Below are 17,982 nucleotides of genomic sequence, written 5' to 3' on the forward strand. Positions count from 1 at the left end.
GCGCGCCTGGCTTCTCATTCAGGCGTTGGCCGGACTCATTGGGGGGATTCCGCAACCGCGTCCTCCTCCTTGGCGTCCGGCGCGGCGGCTTCGTTCTCGTCCTCGAACCAGTGGGCGCGGGCAGCCATGATGATCTCGTTGCCCTGCTCTTCGGTCAGGCCATACTCGTGCAGGATGCCGCCCTTGTCCTCGGGCCGATTGCTCGGCTCGCGCTGGCGGCGCTGCTCGGGCCGCTTTTTCTGGATCAGCTCGTCGGTCGCGAGGTCGGCGAGGTCGTCGAGCGTCCGGATGTTCGCTTTGCCGAGGGTCACCAGCATCGCCTCGGACAAATGCGGCAGCTCGGCGAGCGCGTCCTCGACTCCCAGCTTGCGGCGTTCCTCGCGCGCCGCAGCCTCGCGCCGCTCCAGCGCCTCGCCGGCGCGGCTCTGCAGCTCGGCCGCAAGATCCTCGTCGAAGCCGTCGATCGCGCTGATCTCCTCGGCGTTGACGTAGGCGACCTCTTCCAGGGTGGTGAAGCCCTCGGCGACCAGCAGCTGGGCGAGCGTCTCGTCGACGTCGAGCTCGTTCTGGAACATCTCCGAGCGCTCGACGAACTCGCGCTGGCGCTTCTCGCTCGCGTCGGCCTCGGTCAGGATGTCGATCTGCGAATTGGTCAGCTGGCTCGCCAGCCGGACGTTCTGGCCTCGCCGGCCGATCGCCAAGCTCAGCTGGTCGTCGGGGACGACCACCTCGATGCGGGCTTCCTCCTCGTCGATGACGACCCGGCTGACCGTCGCCGGCTGGAGCGCGTTGACGACGAAGGTCGCCAGATCCTCGCTCCACGGGATGATGTCGATCTTCTCGCCCTGCAGCTCCTGGACCACGGCCTGGACCCGGCTGCCCTTCATCCCGACGCAGGCACCGACCGGGTCGATCGAGCTGTCGTGGCTGATGACTCCGATCTTGGCGCGGCTTCCCGGGTCGCGGGCGGCCGCCTTGATCTCGATGATTCCGTCGTAGATTTCCGGCACTTCCTGGGCGAACAGCTTCTTCATGAAGTCCGGGTGGGCGCGCGACAGGAAGATCTGGGGGCCGCGCGCCTCGCGGCGGACCGACAGGATCAGGCTTCGGATGCGGTCGCCGACACGGACCATTTCGCGTGGGATCTGCTGGTCGCGGCGGATGACTCCTTCGGCCCGTCCGAGGTCGACGACGACGTGGCCGAACTCGACCCGCTTGACGACCCCGGTGATGACTTCGCCGGCGCGGTCCTTGAACTCCTCGTACTGGCGCTCGCGTTCGGCGTCGCGGACCTTCTGGAAAATGACCTGCTTGGCGGCCTGCGCGGCGATCCGGCCGAACTCGATCGGCGGCAGCGGGTCGACGATGAAGTCGCCGATCTGAGCGTCGGCCTTGAGCTTCTGCGCCCCCTTCAGATCGACCTGCTTGAAATGGTCATCGACCTCCTCGACGACTTCGACCACGCGCCACAGGCGAAGGTCGCCGGTCGTCGGGTCGAGCTTGGCGCGGATGTCGTTCTCGGCGCCGTAGCGGGCGCGGGCGGCGCGCTGGATGGCGTCCTCCATCGCCTCGATGACGATGCCCCGGTCGATCAGTTTTTCGCGCGCGACCGCGTCGGCGATGGCGAGCAGTTCGGCCTTGTTGGCGGCGGGACCAGCGGTCGCGGGAGCGGCGGTAGCCATTGGATTCAACCTTCCATCTTGATGAGATCGGCCCCCTCGGCCTCGAGCGGGGCGGTAGCTTTGATCAGCGCGTCGGTCAGCAGCAGCTTGGCCGAAGCGATGGCTTCAAACGGGATTTCGCGGTCGCCCTTGGGGGTCGCCAGCAGGACGATGTCCTTGTCGATACCCTTGATGGTCCCGGAAAGCTGCCTGGCGCCGTCCACGGCCTCTGCGAGCTTGAGGCGCGCCTCGTGCCCCGCCCAATCGGCGTAGTCGGAGGGCCTCGTTAGCGGCCTGTCGATCCCGGGCGAGCTCACCTCGAGCCGATACGAGCCGTCGATCGGGTCGTGCCCCTGGCTCTCCAAGGCATCCAGCACTTCCGACAGGCGGCGCGAAATCCGCTCGCAATCCTCGAGCTTGAGCTGCCGGGTCTCGGGGCTTTCGGCCATCACTTGCAGCGTCGGGTCCGACGTTCCGCCGATCATCGCGGCGCGCACCAGCCGATAGCCGAGGGCTTCCACCTCCGGTTCGATCAGCTGCGTCAGTTGCGCGGTTTCGGCCATTCGACCCTTCAAAACTCAAAAAACCTCTCGGACCGGCCTCCGGGGAGACCAGCCTCAGCATCGGCAACGATGTCGAGGAGAGAGGCGCGATATAGGCCGACGGGCCCGCTCGCGCAAGCAATGCTTATCGGCGGAGCGCCGCATTCTCCGCTCCGATGCGAACCCACAGCACCGCGGCGTTGAGCAGGCTGAACAGCAGCGCGACGTAGATGAGGCCGAACACCAAAGGGAGGACGGCAATCTCGCCGATGACGACCCAATAATTGGGATGGTTGAGAAACCGGTACGGTCCTTTCCTGACCAGCGGCGCATCGGGATGGACGATGATTCGAGTCGTCCAGCGAGGTCCGAGAGTCGCGATCACCCAGAAGCGGGCGATCAGAAGCATCGCGAACATCGCCAGCCAGAAGGGATCGATCGGCCGCCCGGTCGCCAGCAGCCACAGGGTGATCAGCCAAGCCGCGTGAACTGCGACGATCGCCGGATAATGGGATGCGCCGTGCTCGCGGGCGCCCTTCGCGACCAGCCGGGCGGTATTGGTGCGGGCGATCACCAGCTCGAGAAGGCGCTCGAGCGTGACGAACCCCAGGATCGCGACGGCGAGCCAGTTCATGGCGCTTCCAGGATCAGTCCGGCGCAGGTGAACCCGGGGCCGAACGCGGTCATCAGTACGCGTTCCGGAATCCCGCGCTCGAGCAAGCGGTCGAGCACGAACAGGACCGTCGGCGCGCTCATGTTGCCGAAATCGCGAAGCACGTCGCGCTCGATGTCGAGCTCGCCTTGCGGAAGCTCGAGCGCGGTTTCGATCGCGTCGATGACTTTGACGCCGCCGGGATGGCAGCAGAAGCGAGCGATGTCGCCGCTCTCCAGCTTCAGTTCGCGCAGCATCCCCGCGACCGCGGGTGCGAGCTCGCGCTCGATGAACGGCGGGATCGCTCGGTCGAACACGACGGCGAGACCAGGATCCTCGATGTCCCAGCCCATGATTCGCTGGGTATCGGGCCACAATTTCTCGGCCGAACCGCCGATCTTCGCGAGCCCCGGCTGGCCGTTGCCGATGACCGCGGCCGCCGCCCCGTCGCCGAACAAGGCCGTGGCAACCACCGCGGCCGGATCGTCGCTGTCGAGGCGGATCGAGATCGAACAGGTCTCGACGGTCACGAACAGCCAGCGGCTGCTTGGCTTGCCGGCCGCCAGCCGAGCCGCGGTGGCGAGGCCGCTGACCCCTCCGGCGCAGCCGAGGCCGAACAGCGGCACCCGGTGGACGTCGGGGCGAAGACCCAGCCGAGGGCCAACGCGGGCCTCGAGGCTTGGAGTCGCAATGCCGGTGGTCGAGACGCTGACGACTCCGTCGATATCTGCTGGAACAAGGCCGGCCTTGCCGATCGCCGCGGACGCCGCTTCCTCGAACAATTGCTCGGCAGCCTGCAGATAGAGGGAGTTGCGCTCGGCCCAGCCATGCCCATGCTCGTACCAATCGGGCGACGCCACCAGGTGCCGATTGTCGATTCCGGCGTTGTCGAACACGCTCGACAGCCGCTCGAACAGCGGTGCCTTGCCGCCAAACGCGCGGCGGCCGAGCTCCTTCGCATCGGGCTGCGCGATTCGGTTGCGCGGAACCGCCGTCGCCAGCGAGAGTAAACTGCTCGAATGCATTCAACGCCTATACACGCCGGGATCAGTAAGGACCTCTCACAATGACCTTCCGCTTAATGCAAGCCGCAGCGCTGATGATGGTCGCCGCGTGCGGTTCGGCGCCCTCGTCGACCGCCGCCCAGACCCGCAATGAACAGACAAGCAACCAGCGTCCCTTCACCGTCACCGAGGTCGCCCGCTTCACGACCCCCTGGGCGATGGATTTCCTGCCGCGAAGCGGAGTCCGGCTGACGGCCGCGGCGCTGGTCACCGAAAAGGATGGCCGGCTGTGGCTGATCAACACCAGCACCGGCGCCCGCCAACAGGTCAGCGGCGTCCCGCGAGTGAAAGTGGCGGGGCAGGGCGGGCTCGGCGACGTCGTCGCTCACCCGGACTTTGCCGGCAACCAGCGCGTCTATCTGAGCTACGCCGAGGCGGGCCCGAGCGGGACCAGCGGCGCGGCGGTCGGCTACGGCCGCTTGATCCTCGGCGGTGGCCAGCCGCGAATCGAAGGGTTCAAAGTCATCTGGCGGCAGTCGCCGAAGGTCACCGGCAACGGGCATTTCGGCCATCGGATCGCCTTCGCCCCCGACGGCTCCATGTTCGTCTCGTCCGGCGAGCGCGAGAAAATGGCGCCGGCGCAGGACCTGCGCAGCAGCCTCGGCAAGATCTTGCGGCTGACGGCCGAAGGCGCTCCCGCGCCCGGCAATCCGTTCAACGACCCGCGCGCCGACTCGACCCGCGACCCGGCGATCTGGAGCTACGGCCATCGCAACGCCCTCGGAATCGCCTTCGCTGCGGACGGGCGGCTGTGGTCGAGCGAGATGGGCCCGCAGGGCGGCGACGAGTTCAACTTGATCCTGCCGGGCCGGAATTACGGCTGGCCGAGCGCGTCCTACGGCAGCCATTATGGCGGCGGCGGAATTCCCGACCAGCATCGCAGCCGCGGCTTCGAGGAACCCAAGCTGTGGTGGAGCCGGTCGATCTCTCCCGGCAGCCTGCTGATCTACACGGGGAACCTGTTCCCGCAATGGAAGGGCGATGCGCTGATCGGCGCCCTGTCCGGCGAGTCTTTGATCCGCGTCGACATCGAAGGCGACCGAGCGAGCAAGGCTGATCGCTGGCCGATGGGCGAGCGCATCCGCGCTGTCGACCAGGGCCCGCGCGGCGAAGTCTATCTACTCGAGGACGGCGGGCGCCTGCTTCGGCTCGAGCCCGCGGGTCAGACGCGCCGGTAGCGCAAATAATAGGGCCGCCGGCCTTCCCGCCGCGACTTGGCGCCGTAGCGGGTTTCGAGCCAGCCGCCTGGCGACTCGAGGAAGTCCAAAGGCCGTTGCGCCAGCCATTCGAAGCGGCTGGCGTGGCGCTGCATCACCACCAAAGTCCATTCGAGATAGATCGGGTGATCGGTCGCGACCCGCAGCTCGCCGCCCGGCTTGAGCTTGGCCGCGATCAGGTCGAGCGGCCCGTCGTTGATCATCCGCCGCTTCGAGTGGCGAGCCTTGGGCCACGGGTCCGGGTGGAGCAGATAGACGAAGTCCAAGGCGCCGTCGGGCAGCCGGCGCAGCACGTCGAGCGCGTCGCCGCGCCAGATGCGGACGTTGGCGAGGCCCCGGTCGCGGATGTGGGCGAGAGCCGCCGCGACTCCGTTGATGAACGGCTCGCAGCCGATCAAGCCATGGTCGGGAAGCAAATCGGCGCGCTGCGCCAGATGCTCGCCCGAGCCGAAGCCGATCTCGAGGTGGAGCCGCCGGTCGTCGCCGAACAGCCGCCGCGAACTGATCTCGCCTTCCGCCGGGACCGCGATCGCCGGCAGCAGCGTCTCGATCAGCTCCTGCTGCGCGGGGCGCAGCTTGTGGCCGCTCGAGCGGCCATAGAGCCGGTTGAGGGTGGTCGGGTCGCCGGCCTTGTGAGCGGTCATTCGGCGGTGGCTAATCACTCAAGCGCGCGTTCAGCAAGCCTGGTTCACTCAACAGGCATGAACAAGCCGCTGTTCGCCATTACCCTCTTTTTGCTTGGGACTGCTCCAGCGCATGCCACCGGCGGTTTCGTCTGCCGCACCGCCGGTTCGCGGCCGATCGAGGTGTCGCTCGGTTTCGGTCACGTGCCCGGCTCGCCGCTGATCCTCACCCGACTGACCGACAACGGTCGCCAGGTGCCGGTTCAAAGCGCGCAGTGGTGGCTCGACAAATCCGAGCTTCGGCTGGTTCTCGTCAGTCCCAATGCGATGCGCGAGGAGCTCGTCATTCGCGCCCGCGGCAATCGCCACTTCTACGACGGATCGGCGTGGCGAAACGGGCGCCAGCAGTGGATCCGCTGCCGCGGGGACTAGGCCAGCGCCGCCTTCAGATCGTCGACCAGGTCGACCTTCTCCCACGGGAACAGATCGCCCTCGGGCTGGCGGCCGAAATGGCCGTAGGCGGCCGTCTTGCCGTAGATCGGCTTGTTGAGCTGGAGGTGCGTTCGGATACCGCGCGGGGTGAGGCCACCGAGCTTGTCGATGCGGTCAATGGCGGCCTCGATCGCGTCGTCGCCGACGGTACCGGTACCGTGGGTGTCGACATAGAGCGACAGCGGCGCGGAGACTCCGATCGCGTAGGCGAGCTGAATCGTGCAGCGGCGGGCAAGCCCGGCGGCGACGATGTTCTTGGCCAGATAGCGAGCCGCGTAAGCGGCCGAACGGTCGACCTTCGTCGGGTCCTTGCCCGAAAAGGCGCCGCCACCGTGCGGTGCCGCGCCGCCGTAGGTGTCGACGATGATCTTGCGACCGGTCAGCCCCGCGTCACCGTCGGGCCCGCCGATCTCGAAGCTGCCGGTCGGGTTGATATGGTAGACGGTGTCGTTCGACAGCAGCTCGGCCGGGATCACCTGAGCGACGACCCGCTTCACATAATCGTGAAGCTCGGCCTCTTTCTCCCCTTCGTCATAGCCTTTGCCGTGCTGGGTCGAGACCACGATCGCCGTCGCCGCGACCGGCTTGCCGTTCTCGTATCGCAGCGTCACCTGGCTCTTGGCATCGGGCTCGAGGAACGGCGCGGCGCCCGAATGGCGGTCGGCGGCCATGCGCTCCAGGATCTGGTGGCTGTAGTAGAGCGTCGCCGGCATCAGCTCGGGCGTCTCGTCGACGGCGAAGCCGAACATGATGCCCTGGTCGCCGGCGCCCTCATCCTTGTTGCCGGACGCATCGACTCCCTGCGCGATGTGCGCCGATTGGCCATGGAGGTGGTTCTCGAAGCTGGCGGTCTGCCAGTGGAAGCCGTCCTGCTCGTAACCGATCTCGCGCACCTTGTTGCGGACCACCTGCTCGATCTCGTCGCGGGCCCCGGGCGCCCAGCCGTGGGTGTCCTGGAACTTCTCCTCGTCGAACACCGGGCGGCAGCGGATCTCGCCGCCGATGACGATGCGCTGCGTCGTGACCAGGGTCTCGCAGGCCACGCGTGCTTCGGGATCCTTGGACAGGAAGAGATCGACGATGGAGTCGCTGATCTGGTCGGCGACCTTGTCGGGATGGCCCTCGGAAACGGATTCGGACGTGAAGAGGTAATTGCTGCGCATGTTGCGAAATGGTCCTGGAGAGATCGGCCGAAGCCGGATTTAACGATATAAGGAAATCCTTATGTCCGCCGATAGCGCTCGCCTGTTCGAAGGGCAATGGCGGCAAGGATCAGCCCCAATGCGAGCAGCAGCGCAATCCAGTTCCCGGCCCGGGCGAAGGGCGTCAGGCCAAGCGCCGGCGGCGGCAAAACGCCGTCGATCGCCCCGGCCGTTCGCCACGGCTGCGCCGCGACGATGGCGCCGCGGGCATCGATGATCGCGCTGATCCCGGTCGGCGTCGAGCGCAGCACCGGAATCCCTTCCTCGGCGGCGCGCAGCCGCGCCTGCGCAAGGTGCTGCGGCGGGCCCCAGCGGCCGAACCAGGCGTCGTTCGAGGGGTTGAAGATGAAATCGGGCCGGTTGCGCCGATCGACGACATGGCCGGGAAAGATGATCTCGTAGCACAGCTGGAAACCGACCTTGCCCCAGCCGGGCAGGTTCAGAGTGCGCGGTCCCGGTCCCGGCGCGAAATCGACGTCGCCCGGAGCGAGACGCGACAGGCCGATCGACGACAGCAGCGGCCGCATCGGCAGATATTCGCCGTACGGCACGAGATGGGCCTTGTCGTAGCGGCCGAGGACCTGTCCGCCCGGGCCGATCACGAAGACGCTGTTCGCCGCCCCGTCGACTCGGCGGCCATCGGACGAGTGCAGCGCGATTCCGCCCGTCAGCAGATACTCGCCGGGGGCCAGCAGCGACGCCGCCCGGGTGCGCTCGAACTCGGCGTACGCCTGATGCTCGCTGGTGCGCGCATCCTCGAGCGGCTCGGTGACCGCCGCCTCGGGCCACAGCAACAACCGTGGGCCGGCGTCCGGGTGGCGCGGTGCCGACAATCGCGCCAGCCGCCGCGCGGCGATTTCGCTGAAACCCGGCCGCCATTTGTCCTGCTGGCCGATGTTCGGCTGAACGATTCGCACCGGCTTGAGGGCGGTCTGCGACGTCGGCACGCGCGACGCCGGGAACGCCCAGAGCAAGACCACCACCGCCGCAACTGCAAGCGCGGGCCAGGCTGTGCGGTGAACGGCGAGCCACAACGCGCCGCCGATCAGCACGACCAGCATTGACAATCCGTAGGTGCCGATCAGTGCGCTCGACTGGAGCAGGGAAGTGTCGGCGAGGACGACTCCGACCGGGTTCCAAGAAAAGCCGGTGAAGATTCCGCCGCGCAGCCACTCGGTCACTCCCCACCCGCCGGCCAGGGCGAGCAGCAGCGGGCCCCGCCGGCCGCCGCCGAGCCGCCATCCGAGCCCCGCCGCCAGCGCCGGATAGACGGCCAGGTAGAGCGACAGCAGCACCACCGCGATCCAGCCGAGCCACGCCGGCATCGCCGCCTGGTAGGTGAAGGCGGTCGCGATCCAGTTGAGCCCGATGACGAACTGGCCGAGACCGAACAGCCAGCCGAGCAGAAGCGCGCGGCGAAGGCTTTTCGAGCGCAGCAGCAGCTCGCACAGGACTGCCAAGGCGAGCAGCATCAGCGGCCACCAGCCGACCGGCTCGAAGGCTAGCGCGGACAGGACGCCCAGCGCCAGCGCGGTAACCAGCGAGTGCCGCTCGGCCAGCTCGAAAAGTCTCAAAGGTCGCACTCCATCGCGCATCCGCATGAGCGGGCGCTGGCGCCGGCCCGGGGCATTGAAGCTTCAGGTCGGTCGGAGGGAGACCGCGTCGGGACAATCATCGCCGCGCCCTATGCCGCGCATCACCCTTTGGAGGACAGCTTTTTCGTCATTCGGCAGCGATGTCGTGCCCTCATGCCGCACGCGTCGGGGCGTTGCGGCAACACAGACCGCCAGCAGCGGCAGGACGATGGCCGCTTCCCGTGGCGCCTGCTCGGCCTGCTCGGGCTCGCGGGCCTGATTGCGCGCAAGCCGCAGCGCCGCACTGAAACCGAGAGAATAGCGGCGGGGCCCCAGTGCCAAGCTCGCGCCTGAGCCCTTCAAGAGCGGTCGTCGAGCCTTAGATGGCTCGCCGCAGGCGGTCTTCGCGCAGGCTCATCCGATGCGTTCGCAGTGTCCGCTTTGGGTGGAAAGCGGACACTAGCGACCGCCGCTGAGCCAGTCAGTGACACCCCAATCAACTGAGCGTAGGGTAAAGTGCCGAAGGGGGCTGCCATGTTCTGTCCGACGCCTGAACTTACGTCGAGGGCCGAGTTGACGCTGACCCGACGCCATCTCCTGATGGGCTTCACTAGCGTTGTTGGGGCGAGCGCAGCTATCGCAATCCCTGTTGAGCCCCTCACCCGGCGCGGCACGCCGCAGCTTACGACCGGTCCCTTTTATCCCCTGGACCGTCCTTTCGATCAGGACTGGGACCTGACACGGGTGCCAGGCCGGCCCGGGGTCGCGCAAGGCGTCATTATGGATCTACATGGGAAGGTAACGACCGAGCAGGGCCGCCCTGTCCCGGGAGCGATTCTTGACGTGTGGCAAACCAACGGCCTCGGCCGCTATCATCATCCGAGCGATACCGTCGGAAAGCCCATTGATCCCAACTTTCAAGGATCGGCAGTGATTCGCGCGGACGTTGACGGAGATTACCGGATCCGGACAGTTGTTCCGTTGCCCTACGAGCGTCGCCAGCGCCACATCCATTTCGACGTGCGAGGCGAGAAGCGGCTTCTGGTCACGCAAATGTTCTTCCCCGGTGAGCCGAACGAGCGTGACACCCTCTTCCCGGGGCTGAGGAACGAGGTGCTGCAAAGGGCGGTAACCGCCGAGCTTGTGGGGATCGACAACGGCGTGAAGACGTTTCGGTGGAACATCGTGCTTGCAGGAGAGTGACTCGGGCGCTCCCGCGCATTTTTAATGCTGGTTTGGGTGGAAAGCGGACATTGTCCTATCCCGGCCAGCTGAAGGCCTTCGCGGTTCTCACGAACGCCGCGGTCGATTGGGCGAACGGGCGCCCGGGCACCGTCACCAGAGCGATTGTTCGGCTGATCGCCGGATCGGTAATGGGCCGCTGCAGCAGGTCGGGGACAGTGACGGAATATTCCGGCATCACCGCAATTCCGATGTTGGCCAGCACCATCGCCTGGACCCAGTCTTCGCGTTCGGAGCGGAAGCGCGCGTACAGCTGAACATCAAGATCCCTGCAGACGGCTGTAAACATCTCGCGCATCTCGCACGACAAACGGTCGACGTAGGGCTGGCCGGAAAGGTCCTTGAGGCGAACGCTGTTGCGCTCCGCCAGCGGGTGCCCCGGCGGAAGCACAGCGACATATTTCTCGGTGTAAAGCGGGTGTGCGTGGAAGCTCTCCGGCACGCCGTCGCACGGATTGACGATCGCCAGGTCCAGAGCGCCTTCGTCGAGCCTGTTGAGCAATTCCGGAACCGGTGATTCGATGACCTCGACCTCGACGCCTTCGAAGGCGGACTGGAAAGTGGCGAGGTAGCGCGCGATGCGCACCGAGCCGATCGTGCCGAGGACGCCGAGACGGACCGGCACCTTGTCGAGCAACCGGTGTTCCTGAGCGATTGCCTTGGCGCGTTCCGCCTGATCCTGCATCTGACGCAGTGTCGGAAGGATCGAGCGTCCAAAATCGCTCAATCGGACGCGCTTGCCTTCGCGGGTGAAGATCGGCGTACCCAGTTCCTGCTCAAGGTTCTTGACGGCTTTCGTCAGCGCCGGCTGCGATACGTTGCAGCGCTCGGCGGCCCTGGTGAAGTTCAGGGTTTCGGCGGCGGCGAGCACATAGCGGATTTGAAACAGTTCCATCGCTTCCTCGTAATCGGCGCAGTGAACAGCAATAACCGGCGGTTATGCAACAATGCCGAACTTCTTCTGTCGGCGCACCCCCCGCCGGCCTAGGCTTTTCCGCTTACACAGGAGGGAGAAAGCCAATGTCAGTGTTCATGGTCGAGCGGGACCTGAAGGGGATCGCGATGGAAGACCTGGCGGGCGCTCAGAAAGCGGCAATCGGCAAAGCCGGGGAAATGCGGCAGGGCGGATCGGACATTCGCTACATCCGCACCACCTTCGCCCCCGAGGACGGGCGCTGCATGTGCCTGTTCGAAGCCGAATCAGATTCTGACGTCAGACGGCTCAACGACGAAGCCGGGCTGCCCTACAGCCGGATCGTTCCGGCGATGGACCTCACGCCTCAGGGCTGAATGTCTGCTTTGGTTCGAAAGCGGACATTAGCCGAATGGAGTTCCGCGGCTCTAACGCTTTAACCTTTTGTCTCGTCCCGATCGCGCTGGCGCCATATTGCTCGATCCGCTTCATCGATCGCCTGCAGTAAGCCCTCGAAGCATGGCGTGTCATCCACCGGCCAAGCCCGGTCGAATGATGCACCGAGCGCTTGGAGATCGTCTGCCGTCAGAAGCCCAATGGCCACGATCGGCTTGCCGCGAATGGTCCAGTCCACTGACATAGGTCAGGTAAAACGCAGCGAAGTGCGGGAAGCCCAAATTATTTCGCCACTGCATCTGCGGAGTTACCGTCCTGGTCGCTTCCGCGACAGACATTTTGCCGGGGTGATCCTCGGGCCTCCGTTCAGCTCAGAGAAAGCCGCAAGTCCCTGTAGAACAAGACGAAACGTCGGTGTTTCTATTCCCCGGGGGCGCATTGATGGCCGACTACAAGCTCTTCTGTTTCGACGGCGCTGGCAAGCTATGGGTCGACGATTGGATCTCCGCCGATAGCGACGAAAAGGCTGTGGCCGCGGCGAGGGCTATTCGGGACGCCGTCAAGTGCGAGGTATGGCAGCGGGACCGACTTGTGGCGACAATTCAGGACGGACGAGCGTTCTTTGGTGAGTCCCGGCCGATTATTTAGGCTGACGATCCTCGCGCTTTAATGTCCGCTTCGGTCGAAAGCGGACCTAATCGCCTGCAATCAGCAATGGGTCGAAAGCGGACAGGCTCCGAGTTCTTAGAAGTTCAGGCGGCCTGTCAGATAGAGGAAAAGCAGGATGGCGCCCGACACCAGGAGGACTGCCGTTCCGTAACTTAGCCCGTAGCCACGCCGGCCTTCAGAGAAACGTCGACGCCACATGATGCACTCCCTGGCAATTGAGGCTGAACGCAGGGCTGGCTCAGCGCGTTCCTGCGACAGCCTTTGCGGCCATCCAGCGGGGAGCCAAGTGTCCGCGCTGGGCCCAAAGCGGGCATTGGACAATTGCGACAACCGCTCGGCCGCTGGCGTGCTTGCTTTCCACGGGCGGCGGTGAAAAAGCGCGGATGTGACCCGCCCGCCGTTCCACCTCGCCTTTCCGGTCGACGACCTCGCCGCCGCGCGCGACTTCTACGGGCGGGTGCTCGGCTGCCCGGAAGGGCGGAGCGCCGAGCATTGGGTCGATTTCGACTTTCACGGCCACCAGATCGTCGCCCACCTCGCCCCGGGCTCGGAGCGCAACAAGGCCGGCAATTTGGTCGACGGCGAGGACGTGCCGGTGCCACATTTCGGGCTGGTGCTGGCGATGGACGACTGGCGGGCGCTGGCGCGCCGGCTGGAGGCCTCGGGCGTCGAGTTCATCATCCCGCCGACCGTGCGCTTTGCCGGCGAGCCCGGCGAGCAGGCGACGATGTTCCTCGCCGATCCGGCCGGCAACGCGCTCGAGTTCAAGGCGATGGCCGATCCGGGCAAATTGTTCGCCGCTCACTAGCGGCTGGAGGGCCGGTCAGGGGGCGCCCGGCACTTCGGGCGCGTGCAGGCGCACCCGGCGGACCCGGCGACCGTCGGAGTCGATGCACTCGAGCCGCCAGCCGGTTGGATGGACGACCGATTCGCCCGGCTTCAGGACCCGGCCGGCGATCAGGAACACCAGCCCTCCAAGCGTGTCGATTTCGTCCTCTTCGGCGGTCAGCCGAGCATCGACCGTCTCGGTCAGCTCCTCGAGCTCGAGCCGCGAGTCCGCCTCCCACAGCCCTTCCTCGAGCATGATCAGCATGCGGTCGGCTTCCTCGTCGTGCTCGTCCTCGATCTCCCCGACGATCTCCTCGACCACGTCCTCGATGGTCACCAGCCCTTCAGTGCCGCCGAACTCGTCGACGACGATCGCGAGGTGGATATGGTCGGCGCGCATCCGCGCCAGCAAGTCGATGACGCCCATCGATTCCGGGACGAACAACGGGGTTCGCATCAGGGCCGCGGGCGACCGGTCGCGGGTCTCGTCGACGTCGGCGATGAAGACGTCCTTGATATGGTACATGCCGACGACTTCATCGAGGCCGTCGCCGTAGACGGGGAGTCGGCTGTGGCCGGCGTCGGCAAACGCCCGGATCAGGTCCTCGAAGCTGATCGTCGAGGGGACCGAGATGATTTCGCCGCGGGGCACGCAGATGTCGCCCGCGGTGCGGTCGCCCATCTGCAGCAGATTGCGGAGCATCTGCCGCTCGTGCGGCGACAGGTCGCCCGACACCGGGTGGTTCGTCTCGGCTTCGTCGATCGCTTCCTCGATCTGGTCGCGAAGGCTGGTTTCGCCGTCATCGCCGAAGATCAAGGCGCGCATTCCGCGCCACAGCCTCGAGCCGACCTCGTCCTGCTGGGTCGCCATCAGCCGGCGCTCTCGTAGGGATTGGCGATCCCGAGCCGGGCGAGCGCGCGAACCTCGCGCTGTTCCATGTTCGCGGCCGACTCGTCGTCGCCGTGATCGTCGCCGAGCAGGTGCAGCGTTCCGTGAACCAGCAGATGGGCCGCATGGTCCTCGATCGGGATCGCCTTGGCTGCCGCCTCGGCGGCGCAGATTCCGCGCGCGAGCACGACGTCGCCGAGCAGCAGCCCGGGACCGCTGTCGGATTCGAGCTCGGTTGTCTCCGCCATCGGAAACGACAGCACGTTGGTCGGCCGGTCGTTGCCGCGCCATTGCTCGTTGAGCGCCCGGACTTCCTCGTCGCTGGTCAGTCGGACCGAGATCTCGACCGGGCGCGAGCCGGTCGCAAGCTGCGGGAAAGCGCTCTCGGCGATGGCCGACTCCGCCGACTTGCGCGCCAGAGCCGCCCAGTCGGTGCTACTGTCCCACTCCGCGTCGGTCTCGATGGCGATCTCGAGCATCATCTGCGCCTCAAGCTCCCGGCCCCTCATAAGCCTCGACGATGCGGCCGACGAGCGGATGGCGCACCACGTCGGCGGCGGTGAAGCGGATCACGGCGATGGTCTTGATGCCCGACAGGCGCGACACGGCGTCGGCGAGCCCCGACTTGCCCGGATCGGGCAGGTCGACCTGCGTCGGGTCGCCGCAGATCACCATCCGGCTGCGCATCCCGAAGCGGGTCAGGAACATCTTCATCTGCAGCGGGGTCGTGTTCTGCGCCTCGTCGAGGATGATGAAGGCGTCGTTGAGCGTGCGCCCGCGCATGAACGCCAGCGGCGCGATCTCGATCTCGCCGGACGCGATCCGCCGCTCGACCTGCTCGGTCGGGAGCATGTCGTAGAGCGCGTCGTAGAGCGGCCGCAAATAGGGGTCGACCTTGTCCTTCATGTCGCCCGGCAGGAAGCCGAGGCGCTCGCCGGCCTCGACCGCGGGGCGCGACAGGATCAGCCGGTCGACGCTGCCGCTGATCAGCTGCGAGACCGCCTGGGCGACCGCGAGATAGGTCTTGCCGGTGCCGGCCGGACCAAGCGCGAAGATCATGTCGTCGCGGGCCAGCGCTTCCATGTAGGCGGTCTGGACGACCGAGCGCGGAACGATGGTCTTCTTGCGCGTCCGGATCATCGCCCGGGGCGGCGAGGTGACGTCGTCTTCGATGATTCCGTCGAGGCTCGGCTGGGCGGCCATCCCGATCACCGATTCGACCGCCGCCGCGTCGATGTCATGGCCCTGGTCGAGGCGGTTGTAGAGACCGACCAGAACGTCGCGCGCCCTGGCCGCCGAATCGGCCTCGCCCTCGATCTGGACCCGGTTGCCGCGCGCGGCGATGTGGACCCCGAGCCGCTGCTCGATGGCGATCAAATGCCGGTCATAGTCGCCGAACAGGGGCCCGAGCAGGTACGGCTGGTCGAACTCGAGCTCGAGGCGAGCGCGGCCCTGCTCGTTGGAGGGCACGGCGGCGAGGTCCCGGCGGGCCATCAGGCGGCAGCCCTGGAAGTTCGCTCGGAGCGCACTTCGCCGGCCATGCTGTTGGGACCCGCGGCGACCAAGGTGACGTCGACCATCTCGCCCGGTGGAGCGGCGCTTTGGAAATGCACCGACTGCATCCATGGGCTGCGGCCGATCATCTGCCCGTCGTGGCGGCCCTTGCGCTCGACCAGCACTTGCGTGTCGAGACCGACCTTTGATTGATTGAAAGAAAGCTGATGGACCGCGATGCGCTCGTGCAGCCTCCGCAGTCGTTCTTCCATGATCTCGGGGGCAATCTGATCCTCCATCGCGGCGGCCGGAGTTCCCGGGCGCGAGCTGTATTTGAACGAATAAGCCGCCGCGTAGCCGACCGCGTCGACGATCCTCAGAGTCGCTTCGAAGTCCGCGTCGCTCTCACCCGGGAAGCCGACGATGAAGTCGCCGGAGAACGCGATGTCGGGCCGCGCCGAGCGGACTTTGTCGATGGTCCGCAGATAGCTGTCGGTCGAATGGCTGCGGTTCATCGCTTTCAGGATCCGGTCGCTGCCCGACTGAACCGGCAGGTGCAGATAGGGCATCAGCTTGTCGATCTCGCCGTGCGCGGCGATCAGCCCGTCGCTCATGTCGGCCGGGTGGCTGGTGGTGTAGCGGATGCGCTCGAGGCCATCGATCCGCGACAACGCCCGGATCAGCGCATCGAGCCCGCGATCGCCCCCCGTCTCGTCATCGGCGCTCCACGCGTTCACATTCTGGCCGAGCAAGACGATTTCGCGTGCTCCCGCCCCGACCAGGGCGTGGGCCTCGGCGATAACGTCCTTCCACGGCCTCGAGATCTCGGCCCCGCGGGTGTAGGGCACGACGCAATAGGTGCAGAATTTGTCGCAGCCTTCCTGGACGGTGAGGAAGGCGCTCGGAGCCGCGCGCCGCCGCCGCGGCAGCCGGTCGAACTTGGACAGCGCCGGCATGCCGGTGTCGATCGGCCGCGAGCCGCGCGCCGCGTCGGCGACCATCTCCGGCAGTCGGTGGTAGGATTGCGGCCCGACGACGATGTCGATCATCTTCGAGCGCGCCTGGGCTTCGCTGCCTTCGGCCTGGGCGACGCAGCCGGCGAGCGCGACCAGCGGGCGGGAGCCGTCGGGCCGCCGCAAGCGGCCGATGTCGGAATAGGCCTTTTCCGCCGCTTTCTCGCGGATGTGACAGGTGTTGAGGACGACCAGGTCCGCGTCCTCGCCGGGCGCGGCCGGCGCAAGGCCGGTGTCGCTCAGCAGTTCGGCCATGCGCTCGCCGTCGTAGACGTTCATCTGGCAGCCGAAAGACTTGATGCTGAAGCTCTTGGGGGCGGAAGTCATGTGTGACGCGCCTATAAGCCAGCCGCGGCGATACCGGAAGGCGCAAGCGCAGCCGCGATCGCATCGTGAGCGGCCTTCGCCATCGCCTTTCGGCCGAGCGAGGGATCGAGCGGCTCGAGAAGCCGAACGGTCGCGGTCATCCGCCCCTTGCGACCGAGGATTCGGATCGCGTTGGCGACCCCATGCTCGCCCTTCGCCCAGCCCAGCGAGCGCATCGCCGCTCCATAGTCGATCGCCGCCGGCTGGATCGCGCACCCCGGCGGAGGCGGCGCGACCGCGGTCAGCAGAGCCGGCCGAAACGGCAGCAGCCGGCCGCCGCCCAATACCGTCCCTTCGGGAAACAGTGCCAGCGGCTGGTCGCCCCTCAGGGCGTTGCGGACCGCCGCGGTCTGCTCGTGCAGCCCGCGCCTGTCGGAGCGCTCGATGTAGAGGGTGCGATTCTGGTCGGCGAGCCACTTCATCACCGGGTTGCGGGCAAGCTCGGCCTTGGAGACGAACGCGCAGCCGGTCGCCGATGCGAGCACCGGGACGTCGAGCCAGCTGGTGTGATTAGCGAGCAGCAGCGAGTGCGAGTCGGCGAGCCTGCCCTCGACCTGGACATCGACTCCGCAGATTGCCGCCGAGCCGGCAAGAAATCGCCGCGGCCAGCGCGACTGGCCGAACATTCGCGACACCAGGTGCGGGACGACGCACAGCAAGATCCAGCCGGCCAGCGCGGCGATCCGAATTCCTGCCCGCCAGGCGGACGAGGGCGGTTCAGCGACCGCGGTCGAGGGCGACGCCGTACAGCTCCATGCGGTGGTCGACCAGGCGGAAGCCGAGCTTCTCGGCGATCCGCTTCTGAAGCTCCTCGAGATCCTCGTCGACGAACTCGATGACCTTGCCGGTCTCGACATCGATCAGATGGTCGTGATGAGCGTCCGACGCGGCTTCGTAGCGCGAGCGGCCGTCGCCAAATTCATGCCGTTCGAGAATGCCGGCTTCCTCGAACAGGCGCACAGTACGGTAAACGGTCGCGATCGAAATGTTGGAATCGATCGCCGACGCGCGTGCATGGAGCGTCTCGACGTCGGGATGGTCTTCGCTGTCGCCGAGGACGCGGGCGATGGTCCGCCGCTGCTCGGTGATCCGGAGGCCCTTGGCGGCGCAAAGCGCCTCAATGTCGATGCTTCGCGGCATGAGAG

At 66.6% G+C, this 17,982-nt stretch carries 22 protein-coding genes; 6 read left to right on the forward strand and 16 right to left on the reverse strand.

Annotation, left to right across the window (positions count from 1 at the left end):
• Positions 1-35: 35 nt before the first annotated feature.
• The 4 genes from nusA to H0T81_RS12230 all read right to left on the reverse strand — a co-directional run bounded on the left by nusA (position 36) and on the right by H0T81_RS12230 (position 3,880).
• Entirely contained in the window at positions 36-1,682 is a 1,647-nt protein-coding gene (nusA, locus tag H0T81_RS12215) for a transcription termination factor NusA (protein WP_294013621.1), read from the reverse strand.
• A gap of 5 nt (positions 1,683-1,687) precedes the next feature.
• Entirely contained in the window at positions 1,688-2,224 is a 537-nt protein-coding gene (gene rimP, locus H0T81_RS12220) for a ribosome maturation protein RimP (RefSeq protein ID WP_294013623.1), read from the reverse strand.
• Positions 2,225-2,348: 124 nt separating this feature from the next.
• Positions 2,349-2,837: an isoprenylcysteine carboxylmethyltransferase family protein gene (locus tag H0T81_RS12225; protein ID WP_294013625.1), complete on the reverse strand. Its 489-nt coding sequence runs from the start codon at positions 2,835-2,837 to the stop codon at positions 2,349-2,351.
• Entirely contained in the window at positions 2,834-3,880 is a 1,047-nt protein-coding gene (locus H0T81_RS12230) for a type III polyketide synthase (RefSeq protein ID WP_294013627.1), read from the reverse strand. Before H0T81_RS12230 ends, H0T81_RS12225 begins: the two co-directional genes overlap by 4 nt.
• Positions 3,881-3,921: 41 nt before the next feature.
• On the opposite strand from H0T81_RS12230, the gene H0T81_RS12235 reads away from it, so the two are divergent.
• Entirely contained in the window at positions 3,922-5,097 is a 1,176-nt protein-coding gene (locus H0T81_RS12235; RefSeq protein WP_294013629.1) for a PQQ-dependent sugar dehydrogenase, read from the forward strand.
• Here H0T81_RS12235 and trmB read toward each other — a convergent pair.
• Positions 5,082-5,780 (reverse strand): tRNA (guanosine(46)-N7)-methyltransferase TrmB, encoded by a 699-nt coding sequence (trmB, locus tag H0T81_RS12240; protein WP_294013631.1) that lies wholly within the window; start codon positions 5,778-5,780, stop codon positions 5,082-5,084. The genes H0T81_RS12235 and trmB overlap by 16 nt on opposite strands.
• 57 nt (positions 5,781-5,837) lie before the next feature.
• Between trmB and H0T81_RS12245 the strand changes: the two genes are divergently transcribed.
• Positions 5,838-6,191, forward strand: a complete 354-nt coding sequence (locus tag H0T81_RS12245) for a hypothetical protein (RefSeq protein ID WP_294013633.1) — start codon at positions 5,838-5,840, stop codon at positions 6,189-6,191.
• Here the strand turns inward: H0T81_RS12245 and metK are convergent.
• The 3 genes from metK to H0T81_RS12260 are packed head-to-tail and all read right to left on the reverse strand — an operon-like array spanning position 6,188 to position 9,369.
• A complete protein-coding gene (gene metK / locus H0T81_RS12250; RefSeq protein WP_294013635.1) occupies positions 6,188-7,414 on the reverse strand; it encodes a methionine adenosyltransferase in 1,227 nt (408 codons plus the stop codon). The two genes, H0T81_RS12245 and metK, sit on opposite strands and share 4 nt — an antisense overlap.
• A 59-nt stretch (positions 7,415-7,473) precedes the next feature.
• Positions 7,474-9,036 carry an apolipoprotein N-acyltransferase gene (gene lnt / locus H0T81_RS12255; RefSeq protein WP_366474369.1) on the reverse strand — a complete coding sequence of 521 codons (1,563 nt, stop codon included), beginning with the start codon at positions 9,034-9,036 and terminating at the stop codon, positions 7,474-7,476.
• Positions 9,037-9,090: 54 nt separating this feature from the next.
• On the reverse strand, positions 9,091-9,369 hold the full coding sequence (locus tag H0T81_RS12260; RefSeq protein ID WP_294013639.1) for a hypothetical protein: 279 nt from the start codon (positions 9,367-9,369) through the stop codon (positions 9,091-9,093).
• Positions 9,370-9,561: 192 nt separating this feature from the next.
• Between H0T81_RS12260 and H0T81_RS12265 the strand changes: the two genes are divergently transcribed.
• On the forward strand, positions 9,562-10,230 hold the full coding sequence (locus H0T81_RS12265) for a hypothetical protein (protein WP_294013641.1): 669 nt from the start codon (positions 9,562-9,564) through the stop codon (positions 10,228-10,230).
• 55 nt (positions 10,231-10,285) lie between these two features.
• Here the strand turns inward: H0T81_RS12265 and H0T81_RS12270 are convergent, their stop codons facing one another.
• Complete coding sequence (locus tag H0T81_RS12270) at positions 10,286-11,164, reverse strand: LysR family transcriptional regulator (protein ID WP_294013644.1); 879 nt, start codon at positions 11,162-11,164, stop codon at positions 10,286-10,288.
• 137 nt (positions 11,165-11,301) lie between these two features.
• Here H0T81_RS12270 and H0T81_RS12275 point away from each other — a divergent pair, with 137 nt between their 5' ends.
• The gene (locus tag H0T81_RS12275) at positions 11,302-11,559 is read left to right on the forward strand and encodes a DUF4242 domain-containing protein (RefSeq protein WP_294013662.1); all 258 of its coding nucleotides are present in this window, start codon (positions 11,302-11,304) and stop codon (positions 11,557-11,559) included.
• A 59-nt stretch (positions 11,560-11,618) separates the two neighbouring features.
• Here the strand turns inward: H0T81_RS12275 and H0T81_RS12280 are convergent, their stop codons facing one another.
• Positions 11,619-11,816 carry a hypothetical protein gene (locus H0T81_RS12280; protein ID WP_294013647.1) on the reverse strand — a complete coding sequence of 66 codons (198 nt, stop codon included), beginning with the start codon at positions 11,814-11,816 and terminating at the stop codon, positions 11,619-11,621.
• A gap of 203 nt (positions 11,817-12,019) precedes the next feature.
• Here H0T81_RS12280 and H0T81_RS12285 point away from each other — a divergent pair, with 203 nt between their 5' ends.
• Positions 12,020-12,226 carry a hypothetical protein gene (locus tag H0T81_RS12285; RefSeq protein ID WP_294013650.1) on the forward strand — a complete coding sequence of 69 codons (207 nt, stop codon included), beginning with the start codon at positions 12,020-12,022 and terminating at the stop codon, positions 12,224-12,226.
• A 406-nt stretch (positions 12,227-12,632) separates the two neighbouring features.
• A complete protein-coding gene (locus H0T81_RS12290) occupies positions 12,633-13,055 on the forward strand; it encodes a VOC family protein (protein ID WP_294013652.1) in 423 nt (140 codons plus the stop codon).
• A gap of 15 nt (positions 13,056-13,070) precedes the next feature.
• Here the strand turns inward: H0T81_RS12290 and H0T81_RS12295 are convergent, their stop codons facing one another.
• From H0T81_RS12295 to H0T81_RS12320, 6 genes are read right to left on the reverse strand one after another with little or no spacing between them, the layout of a single operon-like run.
• A complete protein-coding gene (locus tag H0T81_RS12295) occupies positions 13,071-13,946 on the reverse strand; it encodes a hemolysin family protein (RefSeq protein WP_294013655.1) in 876 nt (291 codons plus the stop codon).
• Entirely contained in the window at positions 13,946-14,443 is a 498-nt protein-coding gene (ybeY, locus tag H0T81_RS12300; protein WP_294013665.1) for an rRNA maturation RNase YbeY, read from the reverse strand. Before ybeY ends, H0T81_RS12295 begins: the two co-directional genes overlap by 1 nt.
• A 10-nt stretch (positions 14,444-14,453) precedes the next feature.
• Positions 14,454-15,458: a PhoH family protein gene (locus H0T81_RS12305; protein ID WP_294013656.1), complete on the reverse strand. Its 1,005-nt coding sequence runs from the start codon at positions 15,456-15,458 to the stop codon at positions 14,454-14,456.
• Positions 15,458-16,798, reverse strand: a complete 1,341-nt coding sequence (gene miaB / locus H0T81_RS12310) for a tRNA (N6-isopentenyl adenosine(37)-C2)-methylthiotransferase MiaB (protein WP_294013658.1) — start codon at positions 16,796-16,798, stop codon at positions 15,458-15,460. The genes H0T81_RS12305 and miaB overlap by 1 nt, the downstream gene beginning before the upstream one ends.
• An 11-nt stretch (positions 16,799-16,809) precedes the next feature.
• Positions 16,810-17,496, reverse strand: coding sequence for a lysophospholipid acyltransferase family protein (locus H0T81_RS12315; protein WP_294013660.1), 687 nt, complete (start codon positions 17,494-17,496; stop codon positions 16,810-16,812).
• 58 nt (positions 17,497-17,554) lie between these two features.
• Entirely contained in the window at positions 17,555-17,977 is a 423-nt protein-coding gene (locus H0T81_RS12320; RefSeq protein WP_294013667.1) for a Fur family transcriptional regulator, read from the reverse strand.
• Between the last annotated feature and the right edge of the window lie 5 nt (positions 17,978-17,982).

The organism is Sphingomonas sp., assembly GCF_013812825.1.
In the GTDB taxonomy this organism is placed as follows: Bacteria; Pseudomonadota; Alphaproteobacteria; order Sphingomonadales; family Sphingomonadaceae; genus Sphingomicrobium.

What these genes read in the sequence shown, in the direction of transcription:
- nusA (WP_294013621.1), bottom strand. Translation starts at nt 1,682, where the DNA reads ATGGCTACCGCCGCTCCCGCGACCGCTGGTCCCGCCGCCAACAAGGCC.
- rimP (WP_294013623.1), bottom strand. Translation starts at nt 2,224, where the DNA reads ATGGCCGAAACCGCGCAACTGACGCAGCTGATCGAACCGGAGGTGGAA.
- H0T81_RS12225 (WP_294013625.1), bottom strand. Translation starts at nt 2,837, where the DNA reads ATGAACTGGCTCGCCGTCGCGATCCTGGGGTTCGTCACGCTCGAGCGC.
- H0T81_RS12230 (WP_294013627.1), bottom strand. Translation starts at nt 3,880, where the DNA reads ATGCATTCGAGCAGTTTACTCTCGCTGGCGACGGCGGTTCCGCGCAAC.
- H0T81_RS12235 (WP_294013629.1), top strand. Translation starts at nt 3,922, where the DNA reads ATGACCTTCCGCTTAATGCAAGCCGCAGCGCTGATGATGGTCGCCGCG.
- trmB (WP_294013631.1), bottom strand. Translation starts at nt 5,780, where the DNA reads ATGACCGCTCACAAGGCCGGCGACCCGACCACCCTCAACCGGCTCTAT.
- H0T81_RS12245 (WP_294013633.1), top strand. Translation starts at nt 5,838, where the DNA reads ATGAACAAGCCGCTGTTCGCCATTACCCTCTTTTTGCTTGGGACTGCT.
- metK (WP_294013635.1), bottom strand. Translation starts at nt 7,414, where the DNA reads ATGCGCAGCAATTACCTCTTCACGTCCGAATCCGTTTCCGAGGGCCAT.
- H0T81_RS12265 (WP_294013641.1), top strand. Translation starts at nt 9,562, where the DNA reads ATGTTCTGTCCGACGCCTGAACTTACGTCGAGGGCCGAGTTGACGCTG.
- H0T81_RS12270 (WP_294013644.1), bottom strand. Translation starts at nt 11,164, where the DNA reads ATGGAACTGTTTCAAATCCGCTATGTGCTCGCCGCCGCCGAAACCCTG.
- H0T81_RS12275 (WP_294013662.1), top strand. Translation starts at nt 11,302, where the DNA reads ATGGTCGAGCGGGACCTGAAGGGGATCGCGATGGAAGACCTGGCGGGC.
- H0T81_RS12285 (WP_294013650.1), top strand. Translation starts at nt 12,020, where the DNA reads ATGGCCGACTACAAGCTCTTCTGTTTCGACGGCGCTGGCAAGCTATGG.
- H0T81_RS12295 (WP_294013655.1), bottom strand. Translation starts at nt 13,946, where the DNA reads ATGGCGACCCAGCAGGACGAGGTCGGCTCGAGGCTGTGGCGCGGAATG.
- ybeY (WP_294013665.1), bottom strand. Translation starts at nt 14,443, where the DNA reads ATGCTCGAGATCGCCATCGAGACCGACGCGGAGTGGGACAGTAGCACC.
- H0T81_RS12305 (WP_294013656.1), bottom strand. Translation starts at nt 15,458, where the DNA reads ATGGCCCGCCGGGACCTCGCCGCCGTGCCCTCCAACGAGCAGGGCCGC.
- miaB (WP_294013658.1), bottom strand. Translation starts at nt 16,798, where the DNA reads ATGACTTCCGCCCCCAAGAGCTTCAGCATCAAGTCTTTCGGCTGCCAG.
- H0T81_RS12320 (WP_294013667.1), bottom strand. Translation starts at nt 17,977, where the DNA reads ATGCCGCGAAGCATCGACATTGAGGCGCTTTGCGCCGCCAAGGGCCTC.